The following is a 15,559-nucleotide window of genomic DNA, read 5'->3' as shown; positions in this document are numbered from 1 at the left end:
GCTTTTAAAATCTCTGTTCTTAAAAAAGGCAGGGGATATATTTCTCTATTGCCTATTTTATAAATATTGTAAGTTATGGGCATTTTTATAATATAGTAAATCATACTAGATAATTATTCAACTTTTTTGCAAAAAGAGGTGTTTGAAAATAAGTATATCAATTGAACAAGAGATGTATGATGCAGTGTAACAGTTAATTGAACAAAGATATCCGACTGGCTGGGGGGAGCCGCGGAAATCCGGGTCGAAGACGGAACAATTTATACGAGTGTAGCCCCAGATTGTATAAATGATTCTACGGCACTGTGCATGGAAACAGGGGCTATAGTAGAAGCTCACAAATTCGGTAAGAAAGTGACGCACTCTATCTGTTTAGCGAGAGCTGATGAAAGTTCTGAACTGAAAATACTGTCACCCTGTGGCATCTGTCAGGAGCGGTTGTTTTACTGGGGACCCCAAGAGTGCAATGTGCTAGACCAATCCAAAGCAAGCAGTCCATTTCAAGCCGTTAAGTGAATTGCAGCCGTATCATTGGACAGAGGTAGATCACGATGAGCTGTTAGAAGAGTGGAAAAGTAGATAATACAACTGGTTACTTCAGTAAGCCTGACAATGAAACCGCCCATATAAGCAGTGGGCGGTTTATTTCATTCAATGGTATTTAGTTTCTACAGAGGTGAGGAAAACATAAAGTCACTTATCTAAAAGTTTTTGAACTTCCTCCGTTAGTATTTTAATACCTTTTATTAACTCATCTTCCGTACAATATGCAAATGACAAGCGGATATGATAAGCATCATCCGGCCAATAAATATAGCCTGGGTTGATCAATACCTTTTTCTTCAAAAGCTTCATAAACAGCTCAGTCGTCACAATCGGCTCATTAAATTTTAGCCAAATATAAAATCCGCCTTGAGGAGAGTTCCAGGTAGCCGCATGGTGTAAATGCGTCTTCAATGACTCATCCATCAATGCTGCTCTGTCTTTCAAATGGCCCTTCAGCTTTTCAATATGCTTTTCATATAAACCCGACCGTAACCAATACTCGACAACTTGCTGCGAGATAGCACTAGATCCATAATCAATTTGCATTTTAATATCTGCCAATCGATGAATGACAGGTGTAGAGGCGATTACCCAACCGATGCGTAATCCAGGGCTTAATGTTTTTGAGACGCTGCCAATGTAGATAATTTGGTTTGTACGGTCCATCGATTTCATCGCAGGCGGGGATTTTTCGAATAAAAGCTCAAAGTAAACATCATCTTCAATAAGTGGTACTTGGGCGGCTTCACAGGCACTCAACAGGCGCATTTTTTCCTCAAAATCCATGGTTGTGCCTGTTGGATTATGAAGGGTAGGAATTGTATAAAGGATGGATTGCTTCTTCTGATGAATCTGTTTCACCATTTCTTCAGGCCCTATATTTTCTGACAGGCTGTATAAATTCATTCCGAACGATTGAAACAAATGCAGGGAATTTAAATAAGAAAATTGGCTTTGAAAGACAAAAGAACCCGGCTTCAGCAATCCAAGTGCAATAAGCTGGAGCGCTTGCAATCCGCCAGAGACGATGCAGATGTTTTCCGGGGAGGTGTCAATTCCCCGTTTTTTAACGTAGTCGCAAATTGCCTGCCTAAGCGTATAGCTTCCTTGCGGAGAAGAATAGCCCAGTGCTTTTCCGTCGAAATCAAGATGACGGAGTGATTCTTGAATATCATCGGTTGGTAATAAAGAAGGACTTAGTTCGCCAGTGCCTAAACGAATAATGGAATCCATTTGTTCGAACTCATTAATCAATTGGATTGTATGAAAGTTGGCTTTATGTATTCCTGTTTCGATAAAACGCTGCCAATTAGGCTCCTTTTGTTTTACAAGAATATGCCAGGAGTCATTTGCTACATATGTGGCAGAGCCCGTTTTAGAAGCTAATAGTCCATCAGCTTTTAATTCATCAAGTGCTTCCTGAAGCGTACTTCGGTTGACACCAAGTGAAAGAGCAAGTTTACGCTGAGGAGGCAATTTTGTACCAATTGTCCATTCACCCTGTTGAATTTGTTCTGTCATCCACTGAGCGATCTGCTTGGATAAACTCATAGGTGATGAGCGGTTCGGCTGCCAGTTCATTTTTTCCCTCCTCTAAAATTGGATGGATAAATCCCCAACCAATTGGACCTTTTCTTCTAGTTATAACACATGTAGGATATACAAGGAAGGAGGTGAGCGGATGGAGCCGATTATTCACGGAGTTTTATTAGCTTTTGGACTTATTTTACCTTTGGGTGTTCAAAATGTTTTCGTCTTTACGCAAGGGGTTACACAACCTGGTCTTATCAAAGCCTTGCCCGCTACTATTACAGCAGCACTTTGTGATACGCTCCTCATTATACTTGCTATTTTGGGGTTATCATTAATCGTCTTGCAGTTTGAATGGCTCCGTATTGTTTTATTAGTCGGAGGGATTGTATTTCTTTTCTATATGGGAAAAGTGATTTGGTCATCAGAAGCAGCCAATATGCAAGGGCAGGAAGCATTGTCGGTAAAGAAACAGATTCTTTTTGCGCTTTCTGTTTCATTACTGAACCCACATGCCTTATTGGATACAATCGGTGTTATTGGTACAAGCGCAGTAAAATATAATGAACAAGATCTCGTATCGTTTGCACTTGCCTGTATTTTTGTATCGTGGGTTTGGTTTTTTGGCTTATCAATATTAGGTGCCACAGTAAAGAAGATCAATATCTCTCCCAAAGTATTCGTCTTGTTTAATAAATGTTCTGCCTTATTTATATGGGGAACAGCACTTTATTTGGTGAAAAGCCTTTTTAGTTGAATGCTATCTTTAATTTATTTCGCCAGATTTAAGGATGATTTCGCCAAATCAGAGAGTAATTTCGCCAAAAAAGCAATTAAATTCGCCAAAGACATTACATAATGGCAAGTAGAGTACGTAAATTGGAAAGGGGACGGGGAATGAAGTTATTCAATCCTGAAGTTTTAACAACCTGGCTGCCGCCGCACTCCATTGAATGGTATGCGCAGGTGAGCAGGCTGCGGCCACGGCGAGTTTACAATACAATGCAGTTCTTACGCAAAGGAGATTGTCGGTTTTGATGTTACGAAAGGGTTTGTGGATATTGGACAGAGCAATAGCAGAGCTAATGTATCCTTTGTAGTTGGGAGCGCAAAGAAGGGTTTACCGTTTGAAGAAGGGGAATTCGACTTTGCTTATATTCGGAAAGGGCCGACTTCTGCTTACCCAGATCTAAAACGGGTAGTAAGAGCAGAGGGGAAAGTTCTCGGATTGCATCCTGGAGACGATCAGGGAAAAGAGCTGGCTGAGCTTTTCCCTGGCCTTTTTCCATTAACGAGTGGTACCCCAATTTTAGATATGATCCACCACCGTCTTGAACAAAGCCGCTACCAGTCCGCCACAGTAGAAACCTTCAGCACCATCGAGTATCTGGTTTCGCCTGCAGACGTCATTAAGGTAAGGTGCTTCGGCCAATGTCCTGATGTTATGGAAGCAGTTCTTGAAACAAATCTTTCAGACATTACAAAGATTTTTGAACAGCATGCTTCGTTAAAAGGTTTACCGGTCACATATTCACGGTATATTGTTCGTGCCATTGTATAGAAAATAGGAGAGCGTTATGAGGCCTAACCATACAAGAGGCAAGTTTTATTCTTCAAAAAACTCCATATGTGTTTTTTCATTTTTATAGAAGTCTAATCGATCCTGCAAACTACCGGTATGAAACTCAAATTTATGACCATCCGGGTCGGTAAAATAGATGGATTTCTTATCTCGTTCATCTCTTATTCGACCTGGTAATGTATTGACCCTCTGGTGCTCCAGTCTTTTAAATACCTCATCAAAATCAGTTTCTTCTATTGAAAAGGCGATATGTGTATAAGAGTGACTAATTTCATTCCGTGGTATGTCTTTCTCTTCATTAAGGGCAAGCCACATCCCGCTTAGATCAAAATAGGCAGTCGTTTTTCCTTTTACCAGCAATTTAGCACCCAATACATTCCGATAAAACGCAATCGACTTCTCTAAATCAGAAACTGAAAATAACAGGTGGTTTAGACCGTTGATTTTCAAAATAATCACCCCTGTATCATACATTTACTTAATAGCTACCTTACAATTTTACCATAGCTGACCAGATAGAATGAGAGGGAAAGCAAGCGGAACAATTAAATCCTTCCTTAACAAAAGGAGTAGATGGTAAGTACTGGTTCTTCAATCCAGCATCTTTACATCTACTCCAATTGCTCTTGCGAGGCGATATACTTTCTGTACTTTTCCACAATCCTGCTGAATTGTGAGGCAATGACCTGCTGGAACAGCATACCGAAAACGATCGGTATCGCTACCTTAGGGGGGAAGTAAGAACTCGCGATAACGATACCAATGGCAATGTTTCTCATCCCGCCGGTAAAGACGAGGGTCGACACGACTGTCGGATCTCGCCAGATATAATGGCCAAGCAGTATCCATAAAATATAACCGGAAACAGCAACGAAAAAAACAACACCTATAATACCCGCAAGTTCCCATGAAATGTCTTTTATATAAGGAGCAATAATACTGCTGTTGATAAAGACTATAAAATAAAGAGATATTTTCGAAAACGGTGCAAGTTTTTTGCCGAGTGTCTTCTCGACTCGCCCATCAGTGTATTCATTTAATATCATGCCAAGAATTGATGGAAGGACAATCATCCATAATAAGTCAATAATTAAGGAGCTCATGTCTATATCAATCGCCTGTCCAACTACAATATGGACAATGGCAGGCATGATCAGTGGAGCCAGTAATGTATCAATCAAGATAATGGACAGACACAGCGCTTTATTACCATGTGATATGCTTACCCAAATAAAGCTTGTTACACCTGTGGGTACCGATACGGAGAGTACAAATCCGATCATGAGAAGGTGGTCATCAAAAATCAATGTCGACACAAAATACGCCCACAGCGGCATGATGACATGAAGCCCAATAATCGTCAATAAAATCATATAGGGATAACGAATGAAAACCTTCAACGCCTGAAAATCAAGGCCAAGACTCCCGGCAAATGTCATGAAGGCGAAAAGCCAGACCACGAGAAATGTCAGCTGGGCTCCTATATCCTCGAACACTACTCCTAGTATAAGACTAAGCGGCGTCAGAATCGGCATTAATTTTGTTAATCGAGCATTCAACGTCTCCAGCATATGCAAGCCTACTTTCAAAATTAATAAAATGTCTCTCCTTCAATGATAACACTCATTGTGAGAGGAATTAAAAATTCGAGCAGCTTTATTAGCAAAAGTGTATCCTTTTTCTGTCCGGTCTAATCGACACGGCGACTCTTACTAGCGGTGCATCGGCAACTTTTAAGAGGATTTTCCGTCCATTGTATAATAGAAAACACATGGAATATATTGATAACAATCCATTTGTATTTCCATTACTGATCATTTATGGAGTAAAATCAAGTAAATACGCCCGCAAAAATCGATCGGCTGCAAACAGGTTTTCCTGTAACAGGAAATGGCTCATGAAAGTCAGACAATCGATTATCAGCATTGAGCGTAAAAGGGGGATTACATGAAAAAGGTACTTTATATTATTGCAGGTTTTATCAGTCTAGTATTAATCGGCTTTGGTATTTTGGCGTTTATTTTCATAATGGAAATGAAGCCGGATAAAGAACAGGAGCAGGCTGTGATGGAACAGGGAGAGGACTATATAAAGGAATATTTGTCAGAGGATTTTGTGGTTTATGATGCACTTTACGATAACATGGGAAATTTCGAGTTCGAATATGCAGCAATGGCCGAACAGAAGAGCTCCGGTATTCAATTTTTGATTTACGAGGATAGTGAAACCGGAAATGTAACGGATACATATATTGCAAAGAGGTGGACTACAGAGCTGGAAAAAGCAGCCCGACCATATATAAACAAACAGATTCCGGAGGCATCGGACCTTTTTGCTTATTTTGAAGACAATGCGGGAGAAACATTTGCCGTAGATCCTTTAGCACCATCTAGCTATACAGACTATGAGGTGGAACCGACGCTATGGATGACAATTTCGAGGAAAGCAAAGGAGGAGGACGATCAATTGTTTAACGCATTTATCGACCATCTTCAGGCAGAAAACATTCTGAAGCACGGGTCACTTATTGTAGAGTATATTTCAGAGAAGGGCGAACTTCTTGAGGAAGAAGGTTGGAGTAAAGAGTTTTAAAAACAATACTAATTTTTAGTGGTCTCTAAATAGTCAGGCTTCTAATTAATGGTTTCTCTAAACAGTAGATAGAAGGCCTGCTAGCATTCCATACAAAAGTATTCTGGCAGGCCTTGGTCTCTTTGCTCATTCTTCTATAGAAAGTGTTTCAGAAATGAGCAGTCCTTGTTTTCCTTCAAGCAAATGCCAATCCTTTACTGCTTCTTTATCTAGTATTAGATGGGTTAGGCTCTGTACTTCAAGTAGGGGCTTAATCGATGTGATATTTGTTCCTCTTATGTCTAGTGTTTCAATGCTCTTATGCCGAGCTAGTGGAGAAAGATCCGCTACTTCTGTATTGGCGATTAGAAGTGTTTTTAGATTAGGAAGATTTCTCGCAAACTTCAAGGAGTGAAGGGGATTATTACTTAATGCGATGTTTTCAAGCTCAGAAAGGTTTTTCAATATATCTGCTTCCTCGATTTGGTTAGTTGAAGCATAGAGGACATTCAAGCCCCTGAATTCCTTCAAAGGGATAAGAGAAGTCACTGCATTATTGCTGATGGATAAAATTCTCAAGGAACTAAGAGGTTGTAATGGAGATAAATCCTGAATGTCATTATCCTTTAACCAAAGAGTGTGGATATTATAGGGAAGGGAAAGGCCGTCAATATGCTGCAGATGGTTATTCGAAAGGTATAAAGTGTCTAAGGATTGAAATATTTTAAAATCGAGTTCCGTAATCACATCTTCATTATCTTGAATATTCAAGTAGCGTAACTGATCTAACAACGATAGCATAGCAAGCTCCTCAAGAGGGACATTTACCCGCAGCATTTTTATATCCTGCATCGCTTTTAATGCAGCTGGTAAACTTTTATCATCAAGGTTGATTGAAAAATCAATCATATGTTCAATATGGTCAGTTTGCAGGTCTTGTGTAGGGATATTTTTTTGTGAGGCGATATCCTCTTTTAAAGCATGAGAAATTTCCAAATCTGTATTGACCGAGGCAGCTGATTTTGAATGTTGAGTAAAAGAAGCATCACAACCTCCTAACATCAAAAGTAATATAGGAATTACCCATTTCCTCATCATCACACTCCAACTTTATATTATTCGGACCGATATGTAGGATCCTTTCCATATTTATATTTGAAAAAACAGTTTTAAATGAATCGCTCTGCCATTATTTAAAAAAGGACCAGCCTAAAACCATAGTAGGCGGTCCCATTTTTATTTAATCAGGTAGTATTGTGTCTGGAAACTTATATTCTTAGCAGCCGGCTTGAGGAAATTCGCTGCTAAAAGTGATAATCGTCTTCTGTAATGAGGATATCTTTTGGATCATAAGGCTCTATATGAACGAAAGCCAATGCTTGTGAGTCCATAGCTTGCACGTTTTCTTCAATTGTCTCAGCAATGTCGTGGGAACGGCGCACACTCAAGTTCGGATTGACAGCAATGGTAATATCTAAAAGCATAAGGCTGCCATGCTGCCTTCCCCGGACTTCCCGGATTTCTCGAACTTGAGGAATCGCCTTAATTTCTTCTCTAATATGATCCAACATATCGCTGTCAAAACCATCTGTCAATAAATACACGGCTTCTTTAAAAATTTCTATGGCCGTTTTGATAATAATAATGCCAATGAGGATAGCTGTTATCGTATCGACAATAGGGAAACCAAAAATTGCGGCTGTAATCCCGATGGCCGTACCAATGCTGACTAATGCATCTGATCGGTTATCATAAGCTGCAGCTTTGACAGCGGTGCTTTTCACTTTTTCAGCCAGCTGAAGATTATAGCGATATACACCATACATAACCAGGGCACTAAATATTGATACAGCTATGGTCACGATATCAGGGCTTTCATGGGTTGTAGTGAACATATTTTTTGTAGCGGTGATAAGAACCTCGATCCCTACATAAATCATAACGAATGCAGCAATTAATGAAGCAACTGTCTCGGCACGCAAGTGGCCATATTGATGATTATGATCAGGCGGCCGCTGGGAAATACGTAATCCAATCAATACAGCAATGGATGCGATGATATCGGTAGTATTATTTAATCCGTCTGCACGCAAGGCCTGTGAATCACCGAAGTAGCCGACAGCCAGTTTTAATGCGCTGAGTACAATATAAGCGGCAATGGATAAATAGGCGCCTTTTTCCCCGGCACGCAAGTTTGTATATAACTCCAAAATGTTTCCTCCTCGCAAAACTCCTATAAATACGAAAGAGGCCACACCACCCGCAGGTGATGCAACCTCTATTATGTAAGTTGGGAAATATTCAACTTATTTAATATAACACATTTCAGTGAAGAATGGCTAAAAAATATGAATAATGAGCAGTTACATTCTGGAGTGAGGTTTTAGTCCTAATAAAAGAGAAGCCCCAACTACCCTATACGGGGTTGGGGAAGTGAATTACTGTAGGAGAGTAGAAGCAAGTTCAATGAAATACTGTATCGACTTTGGGTTTGCCATGGCATCACGATTAATAGAAGAATTAATATCTTTCCCAAGCAGGATTTTCCGCACTGGAACCTCCAGCTTCTTACCGTTTAACGTCTTTGGTACTTCCTTAATTTCGTAAATGGCATCTGGCACGAAGCGAGGGGATAGGTTTTCGCGAATACGACTGTTAATCGTCTGTTTCAGTTCTTCTGTTAGCGTCGCTTCTGGCTTCAATACGACAAACAGGGGAAGGAACGATTCCTTGCCGCTGTACTCCAGGTCAATAACCAGACTCTCTAGGATTTCAGGAATCGCTTCAATGATTTTATAAATTTCACTCGTACCCATACGCAGCCCAGAGCGGTTAATTGTTGAATCCGAACGTCCATAAATGATACAACTGCCATCATCATTTATCTGAATCCAATCACCGTGCCGCCAAATGTTTGGATATATTTCAAAGTAACTTTCCAGATATCGTTCGTTATCCTTATCATTCCATAAGAACAGCGGCATAGATGGCATTGGCGCTGTTACAACAAGCTCCCCTACATCATTGAATAGGGGGTTGCCATGATCATCATACGCTTCCACTTTTGCGCCTAATGTACGTGTAGGAATGATACCTGCGCGCACCGGCAGTACTGGTGAACCTCCGACAAACGCTGTACATACATCTGTTCCTCCACTTGTAGATGCCAGCCAAATGTTATCCTTCACGTTTTCATAAACCCATATAAAAGCATTCGCTGTCAGCGGGGAAGCGGTTGCTAAAATTGAATGGAGACTTGAGAGAGAGAAATGCTCATTAGGCTTGTAACCAAACTTCATACACACATCAATATAAGCAGCGCTTGTACCAAACAGTGTGGTTTCTGATTTATTCACATACTCCCATAGGACGCCTAAATTAGGGTAGGAGGGGCTGCCATCATATAGAACAATTGTCGATCCCGCAACGAGTCCGCCGAGCAGTAAGTTCCACATCATCCAGCCTGTTGTTGTAAACCAGAACATGCGATCATTCTCCGTCAAATTCTGTTCAATCATGAGCGTCTTAATCTGATCAATAAGGATACCGCCATGTCCATGTACAATTGGCTTTGGCAGCCCGGTTGTCCCAGAGGAGTACAGAATCCATAGCGGATGATCAAATGGTACTTGTTCAAAGAAAAGCTCTGCTTCACGTTCCATTATCTCATCCCAGCTTGTCGTATTTAAAAGCTCAGCAAGCGGAAAACAGTTCATATAAGGGATCAAAATGGTTTCCCGAATACTCGGAACCTCGTGCTGAATGCGCTCTATGACTTCCTTCTTACTATGCAGCTGTCCATTATATTGGTAACCATCAATCGTAAATAAAAAGACGGGGTCAATCTGTTTAAATCGATCAATAACACTGTTTGATCCAAAGTCCGGGGAACAGCTTGACCAAATGGCACCGATGCTTGCGCAAGCTAGAAAGACGATTACTGTCTCAGGAAGGTTTGGCATATAGGCAACAACCCGATCGCCTTTTGTTACCCCTTGCTCTTTTAAATACTGGGCAACTGCAGCCGTCTTTTGTTGGAGTTCACCCCAAGAAACCTCTGTATATTCTTTATGCTCGGATTGGAAGATGAGAGCTGTCTTCTCAGGTGCTGCTTTTCGGAAGCTATGCTCAGCATAATTTAAATGTGCCCCCTTGAACCAGTTGGCACCCGGCATCTCCCGCTCAGAAAGGACTTCCTTATAAGGAGTGCTTGCTTTGATTTCCCCGTACTCCCAAACGTATGCCCAAAATGTTTCAAGCTCGTCAGTTGACCATTTCCATAGCGCTTGAACTGAGGAAAAGTCCAGCTGTTTATGCTCCTTCAGCCAATATTGAAAATGGGTGAGGTTACTATTTGCAATATCTTTGTTCGTTGGCTGCCAAAGAATTCTTCCATCAATTGTTGTACTCATACTGTCATCCCCCTGGAAAACAAAATATATAAATGCGTGTAAATATCAGAGAATTCACACGAAAGATACCATAAAGAAGCAGGGAAATCAAACGCTCCTTGTAGAATCAAAGGAAGAAAGACTTCACCTAGAAAAAGTAAAATGAGCAGCTTATTTTTATGATTACCCGCCGACATACAGAAATCTAGGTAGTCGGTGGGATGAACTCGTAATCCAGATATTGTATAATAATAAATATTATTACTTCGAAAGGAGAATGCATATGCTAGGATATTTCATGATAGCGCCTTTCTTAGTTTTAGTAATAAGTATAGCTTTTTCATTCTTGTATCGAAAGAAAAAGAAAAAAGACAAAGGTTTTGCATTTGTTTATTACGGTCTTAGCTACAGAAGAAAAGTGATTCGAACACTATGGACGCTGCCTGTGGTCTTACTGATTCTTGTCGCTTTTACAGTTTTTATTGAGATAGATATCCGGGAAAAGATTCTCGTCTGGTTATTCTTACTGACACTCTTTTTTGCCCAGTTATCTTATAACTATTATAAATGGAAGAAGCATGAACAGGAAGGTATAGAAGCTGGTTAGCCAGCAAACGAAAGAGGTGGAGACTCCTTTAATCATTTTGAACCGCAGTAATTAAGTAGTTGCTCAAGCGGATTAGTAGTAAATTAGCCCAATTCCTGAGTGGATTTATTATACTAATGGATAAATAAGCGCATTTTAAAGTTTATAATATAAAAGGTGAGGATGAAGCAAATGAAACTTGCGATGAAGTATGTCATTCTTTATGTAAATGATTTTGAAAAAACGATGCATTTTTACAAAGATATTTTAGGATTGCCTGTCAAAATGCAACAGGGGTCTTATGTTGAATTCGATACAGGCGTAATAACGCTCTCCATTAATACCCGCCAATCTGTTAAAGAAGAAATTGGACTAGATGTACCTGAATCGCCTTTTTCAACCCAAACTCTCGAAATCGGATTTATTGTAGAGGATGTCCCTGCGACAATTGACAAGCTCCGTGCTCTCGATGTACCGGTTATTAAAGAGCCTGTGACTAAGCCATGGGGCCAGACTGTTGCATACGTAGCTGATCCAGATGGACATTACATTGAAATTTGCACTTCTATGGAATAGTGTAGTTTTGAAATAAAGTCGTATTGATTATAAAAAGTTGATCCGGAATTTCCTATCTGTAAAAAGAGTAGATTTCGGTTTTTCTTGTATATTCTTAAATAAGAAGTGAATCACATATATTAATTTTATGCTAATGCATGGTATGAATGACTCCCACATTGATATATGGGGAAATTTAAGTGAAAAATAAAGCGAGCATGATAAAAGGGGAGCTCGCTCTATTCTTTTTTAGTAAATACCAAATCACAAAAATAGCTGCTAATTACTAAAAAAACATTATAATATATTTGGAATTTTGGAATATCAGCATTAAATACAGTAAAACTCTTGTCCTAAGTAGGGGTATCAAAATACATAAAAGGCTAAGTTCTTATTACGTTAAGTTTTCAATCAGATAGCTCTTTCAGTACTTTCATACGATAATCTTTACTACTAAATACCTTTGACTCAAACGAATTGAGATTATTACTTAACAATAAACGTTCGATGAAATTAAGATCATCGTTTAGAATGACTAGTTCATATTGATTGCCGTCAAGGTTTTCAGCATACATTGCGTTGTTTAGAACGAACATCGTAGATCCCCCTTTTGCGCCAATATGAGCAAAACGCTTATGATTATCCTTGTTTAATTGCATCGGCCATTCCAGTAAATCTCTTATCGTTTCAGCGGCAACATTCGGTAACTCGTCATTTGAAATGATAGCAAGTAATTTACCATAATCATCTGCGGAAGCACCAATTAAGCGATCTGACCATACCCTTTGTAGGTCGGGAGACAAATCAAATGTTATATCATTTACGTTAAGTGCACCTGTTTTCATGTCTTGACTTAATTGCTCAGATAAAGAACGGTAGTCATCGATAGACAGCTCTTCGAGTTTATTTACTAATTCTTTCTCGTCCATATCTTCCTTTTGAATATGGCCTGGAATGAGGAGCGCGCTGACAATTGGATAAAAGTCCTCATGTTGTGAAATGCCTAATGCTGCTGCGCGTGCATTGATAGAATCAATGCCAAGCTTGTTGATTAAATAATCTGTGTTGGCATTTGAACTGTATGTAATCATACCTTTTGCTACATCATGGAGTGATACTTCATGATTTTTTATTTTCCCCTCACTTTTCATGGTGCTTAACCATGCTTCATGAGCTCCGCCATCTGAATTTTTTAAATAATAGCGGTTTAATTCATCTAATGATACGGTGTGATTCCTCTGAATGATGTTTGTATCTACTTGCATGGCATATTCAACAGCAATTAGTATTTTGACTGTACTTGCTAATGGTCGTACAATATCAGATTGGTACGTAATAAGTGGTGTACGATTTTCAGCTAGATATAGAGAAGAGCTTTGCGGATTTTCTTTTAAATGTTTTAGTACATAATCAGGATTGTCCCGGAATATTGCATAAGCTGTGATTCCAGCTACAAGCAGCAGTAAGCCATAAATGGATAATCTTTTCTTTGTATATGTTTTACGATCTAATAAAATCATTGCAAGGAATCCAAATAGTAAAGCTACAACATAATTTACATTAAAAAATGATACGGCAATGATAATTCCAATGACACTTCCAACCGTTACAATTGCTTTTCGTATTTCCACAGCGGACCTATTTTTTTGATTAACTAATGGTAACACCGTAAAAAAAACAATTCCTAACAATCCAATCCATGCCCAACTATTCATCCACAACCGTCCTCTCTCTATTTACAAAAATATGATTTAATATTTTCGCTTTAATATCGAAATGTTTGTTGCATGAAAAATCATCAATCCGGTAATTAAAAACCAAATAACTAATTTATACGTATCATAATTAAGTTGGAGAATAAATTGGTCATATAACTCAATCCCTAACCAACCTAGTGGAAGCAGAGGGAATACAAGCCCATAAGATTTATTTGATATACTTTTTCCACGTTCGTCTTTGCTTTCTTCTCCTACTTCAAATTTCAATACAACAAAAATGGCAATAAAGAAAATAAGTACATAAAGAATACGCAAAATAGCAATGAAAACATCCATAGTTAACGCTCCTTTTCAAAATCATATTGAAAAACTTCTTGTAGTTCTACGCCAAACAATAATGCAATTTCAAATGCTAACTTTAAAGAAGGGTTATAACGATTTTTCTCAAGGGAAATGATTGTTTGGCGGCTAATGCCTAATTGATCTGCTAACTCTTTTTGAGATAAACCTCTTTCCGCTCTCAATACAACAATTCGGTTGTGAATTATTCTCTCTCTATTTAATGGCATCTACGATCACCTCTTATCAAATAACAATGTAATATATTTCTTACTTATAGTAAAGTATTTTTTACATTAAGTAAAAGATAAATTACTTTAGTTGGGTAATACATGGAACCATGTTAGGCTGGAAATCAAAAAAAAGGTTAAGGAAAACGTTATACAAAGTAAATTTTTCTAAAAATAAATATCCTTTTTTACTGTGCATGAACTAAATCAGGAAGATTACTATATAACGTTTTACTTAGCATAATTTCTAGCTGAAGCGAGTTAATGTGTTGTAGCGGCAAACAGTCCTGGTTGAAAATCTAATACAAATTGCAGCAAGAAAAAGAAATAGGTTGACATATTACCCTATGGGGTATATCATGAAGCACGTAAGCAATACCTGAGACTTTGATAAAAGGGTGAGCATTTATAAGAGATGGTGCAAAAGCAATTCATCATGTAACTCGCATTAAAGGACAGCTGCATGCAGAACTTCGGATTAAGGAGAAAGATTTTAGGGAAGTCATCTCGCGCCATTAATGTCACAGCAACCGAAAGTCTGCTAATTTGTATCTAGATAGAAAGATACCAGGGGAGATGAAGCCATTATACAGCCTATGGAGCTGGTAATGAAAAGCCGATCAAATCGGCTATATTTTTCCGCAAAAATAATACCCTAGGAGGTAACTGATATTCAAATGGAGAAGAAAAGAACGACGATCGTGTTATTTAGTGGAGATTACGATAAGGCGATGGCTGCTTATATCATTGCGAATGGGGCAGCTGCTTATGATCATGAAGTAACAATTTTTCACACATTTTGGGGAATCAATGCTCTACGGAAGCAACAGCCTGTACAAGTGAAGAAGGGCTTTCTGGAGAAAATGTTTGGCAAAATGATGCCAAGGGGTGCCGAGAAGCTGGGTATTTCCAAAATGCAGATGGCAGGGATGGGCCCACAAATGATCAAGCATGTTATGGCAAAGCATAATGTACTATCATTGACCCAGTTAATCGAGATGGCACAAGAGCAGGACATCAAATTAGTTTCGTGTACGATGACAATGGATTTATTAGGTCTTCAGAAAGAAGAACTGCTTGATGGGGTTGAATATGCAGGGGTAGCCGCTTATTTAGCAGATGCGGAAGACGGCAACGTAAACCTGTTCATTTAAGGAGAAAGCAATGGAAACTTTGATCATCATGGTTGTAATGATTGCCTTCTTTGTTTGGCGGATAAAGCCGGGTAAAGGGATTAATTCAATTTCAGCAGCAGAATTAAAAGGGATGTGGAATGATAAAGACAAGGTTTTTATCGATGTTCGAACATCTGCAGAGTATAAATCACGCAGTATTAAGCAATTTAGAAACATGCCGCTCGGCAGTGACTATACCAAGCTGCCGAAGGATAAAGAGATTGTAGTGATTTGCCAAAGCGGTATTCGCTCAGGCAATGCGTGTAAACAGCTGAAAAAATTAGGCTATGAAAAAGTAACAAATGTCCGTGGCGGAATGAATGCATATTAGGAGGA

General features: G+C 39.1%; 16 protein-coding genes and 1 pseudogene. 8 read left to right on the top strand and 9 right to left on the bottom strand.

The window, feature by feature from the left end:
* Positions 1-196: 196 nt before the first annotated feature.
* A pseudogene (locus AA0Y26_RS11985) lies at positions 197-583 on the top strand (cytidine deaminase).
* A gap of 110 nt (positions 584-693) precedes the next feature.
* Here AA0Y26_RS11985 and AA0Y26_RS11980 read toward each other — a convergent pair.
* Positions 694-2,127 carry a PLP-dependent aminotransferase family protein gene (locus AA0Y26_RS11980; RefSeq protein ID WP_413361927.1) on the bottom strand — a complete coding sequence of 478 codons (1,434 nt, stop codon included), beginning with the start codon at positions 2,125-2,127 and terminating at the stop codon, positions 694-696.
* A gap of 100 nt (positions 2,128-2,227) precedes the next feature.
* Between AA0Y26_RS11980 and AA0Y26_RS11975 the strand changes: the two genes are divergently transcribed.
* Positions 2,228-2,833 (top strand): LysE/ArgO family amino acid transporter, encoded by a 606-nt coding sequence (locus tag AA0Y26_RS11975; RefSeq protein ID WP_413361925.1) that lies wholly within the window; start codon positions 2,228-2,230, stop codon positions 2,831-2,833.
* 240 nt (positions 2,834-3,073) lie between these two features.
* Complete coding sequence (locus AA0Y26_RS11970) at positions 3,074-3,637, top strand: class I SAM-dependent methyltransferase (RefSeq protein ID WP_413368183.1); 564 nt, start codon at positions 3,074-3,076, stop codon at positions 3,635-3,637.
* Positions 3,638-3,682: 45 nt separating this feature from the next.
* Here the strand turns inward: AA0Y26_RS11970 and fosB are convergent, their stop codons facing one another.
* Positions 3,683-4,108, bottom strand: coding sequence for a metallothiol transferase FosB (gene fosB, locus AA0Y26_RS11965; RefSeq protein WP_413361923.1), 426 nt, complete (start codon positions 4,106-4,108; stop codon positions 3,683-3,685).
* Between the two features lie 161 nt (positions 4,109-4,269).
* Positions 4,270-5,247, bottom strand: coding sequence for a bile acid:sodium symporter family protein (locus tag AA0Y26_RS11960; protein WP_413361921.1), 978 nt, complete (start codon positions 5,245-5,247; stop codon positions 4,270-4,272).
* A 358-nt stretch (positions 5,248-5,605) separates the two neighbouring features.
* On the opposite strand from AA0Y26_RS11960, the gene AA0Y26_RS11955 reads away from it, so the two are divergent.
* On the top strand, positions 5,606-6,250 hold the full coding sequence (locus tag AA0Y26_RS11955; RefSeq protein WP_413361919.1) for a hypothetical protein: 645 nt from the start codon (positions 5,606-5,608) through the stop codon (positions 6,248-6,250).
* Positions 6,251-6,376: 126 nt separating this feature from the next.
* Here AA0Y26_RS11955 and AA0Y26_RS11950 read toward each other — a convergent pair whose 3' ends face one another.
* The 3 genes from AA0Y26_RS11950 to AA0Y26_RS11940 all read right to left on the bottom strand — a co-directional run bounded on the left by AA0Y26_RS11950 (position 6,377) and on the right by AA0Y26_RS11940 (position 10,641).
* A complete protein-coding gene (locus AA0Y26_RS11950) occupies positions 6,377-7,294 on the bottom strand; it encodes a leucine-rich repeat domain-containing protein (RefSeq protein ID WP_413361917.1) in 918 nt (305 codons plus the stop codon).
* 239 nt (positions 7,295-7,533) lie between these two features.
* Positions 7,534-8,439: a cation diffusion facilitator family transporter gene (locus AA0Y26_RS11945; RefSeq protein WP_413361915.1), complete on the bottom strand. Its 906-nt coding sequence runs from the start codon at positions 8,437-8,439 to the stop codon at positions 7,534-7,536.
* Between the two features lie 228 nt (positions 8,440-8,667).
* Entirely contained in the window at positions 8,668-10,641 is a 1,974-nt protein-coding gene (locus AA0Y26_RS11940) for an acetoacetate--CoA ligase (RefSeq protein WP_413361913.1), read from the bottom strand.
* A gap of 262 nt (positions 10,642-10,903) precedes the next feature.
* Between AA0Y26_RS11940 and cydS the strand changes: the two genes are divergently transcribed.
* Positions 10,904-11,227: a cytochrome bd oxidase small subunit CydS gene (gene cydS, locus AA0Y26_RS11935; protein WP_413361911.1), complete on the top strand. Its 324-nt coding sequence runs from the start codon at positions 10,904-10,906 to the stop codon at positions 11,225-11,227.
* Between the two features lie 171 nt (positions 11,228-11,398).
* Positions 11,399-11,782 carry a VOC family protein gene (locus AA0Y26_RS11930; RefSeq protein ID WP_413361909.1) on the top strand — a complete coding sequence of 128 codons (384 nt, stop codon included), beginning with the start codon at positions 11,399-11,401 and terminating at the stop codon, positions 11,780-11,782.
* A gap of 386 nt (positions 11,783-12,168) precedes the next feature.
* On the opposite strand, the gene AA0Y26_RS11925 is transcribed toward AA0Y26_RS11930, so the two are convergent.
* From AA0Y26_RS11925 to AA0Y26_RS11915, 3 genes are read right to left on the bottom strand one after another with little or no spacing between them, the layout of a single operon-like run.
* On the bottom strand, positions 12,169-13,476 hold the full coding sequence (locus AA0Y26_RS11925) for a serine hydrolase (RefSeq protein ID WP_413361907.1): 1,308 nt from the start codon (positions 13,474-13,476) through the stop codon (positions 12,169-12,171).
* Between the two features lie 36 nt (positions 13,477-13,512).
* On the bottom strand, positions 13,513-13,815 hold the full coding sequence (locus AA0Y26_RS11920; protein ID WP_413361905.1) for a hypothetical protein: 303 nt from the start codon (positions 13,813-13,815) through the stop codon (positions 13,513-13,515).
* 2 nt (positions 13,816-13,817) lie between these two features.
* A complete protein-coding gene (locus AA0Y26_RS11915; protein WP_413361903.1) occupies positions 13,818-14,048 on the bottom strand; it encodes a helix-turn-helix transcriptional regulator in 231 nt (76 codons plus the stop codon).
* A 677-nt stretch (positions 14,049-14,725) separates the two neighbouring features.
* On the opposite strand from AA0Y26_RS11915, the gene AA0Y26_RS11910 reads away from it, so the two are divergent.
* The gene (locus AA0Y26_RS11910) at positions 14,726-15,202 is read left to right on the top strand and encodes a DsrE/DsrF/DrsH-like family protein (RefSeq protein WP_413361901.1); all 477 of its coding nucleotides are present in this window, start codon (positions 14,726-14,728) and stop codon (positions 15,200-15,202) included.
* Between the two features lie 10 nt (positions 15,203-15,212).
* The gene (locus AA0Y26_RS11905; RefSeq protein ID WP_413361899.1) at positions 15,213-15,554 is read left to right on the top strand and encodes a rhodanese-like domain-containing protein; all 342 of its coding nucleotides are present in this window, start codon (positions 15,213-15,215) and stop codon (positions 15,552-15,554) included.
* Positions 15,555-15,559 lie beyond the last annotated feature (5 nt).

The organism is Lysinibacillus canaveralius, from assembly GCF_047301505.1.
Lineage (GTDB): Bacteria > Bacillota > Bacilli > Bacillales_A > Planococcaceae > Lysinibacillus_B.
Note: the sequence above shows the minus strand (reverse complement) of the source record. Positions and strands in the feature narration are given on the sequence as shown.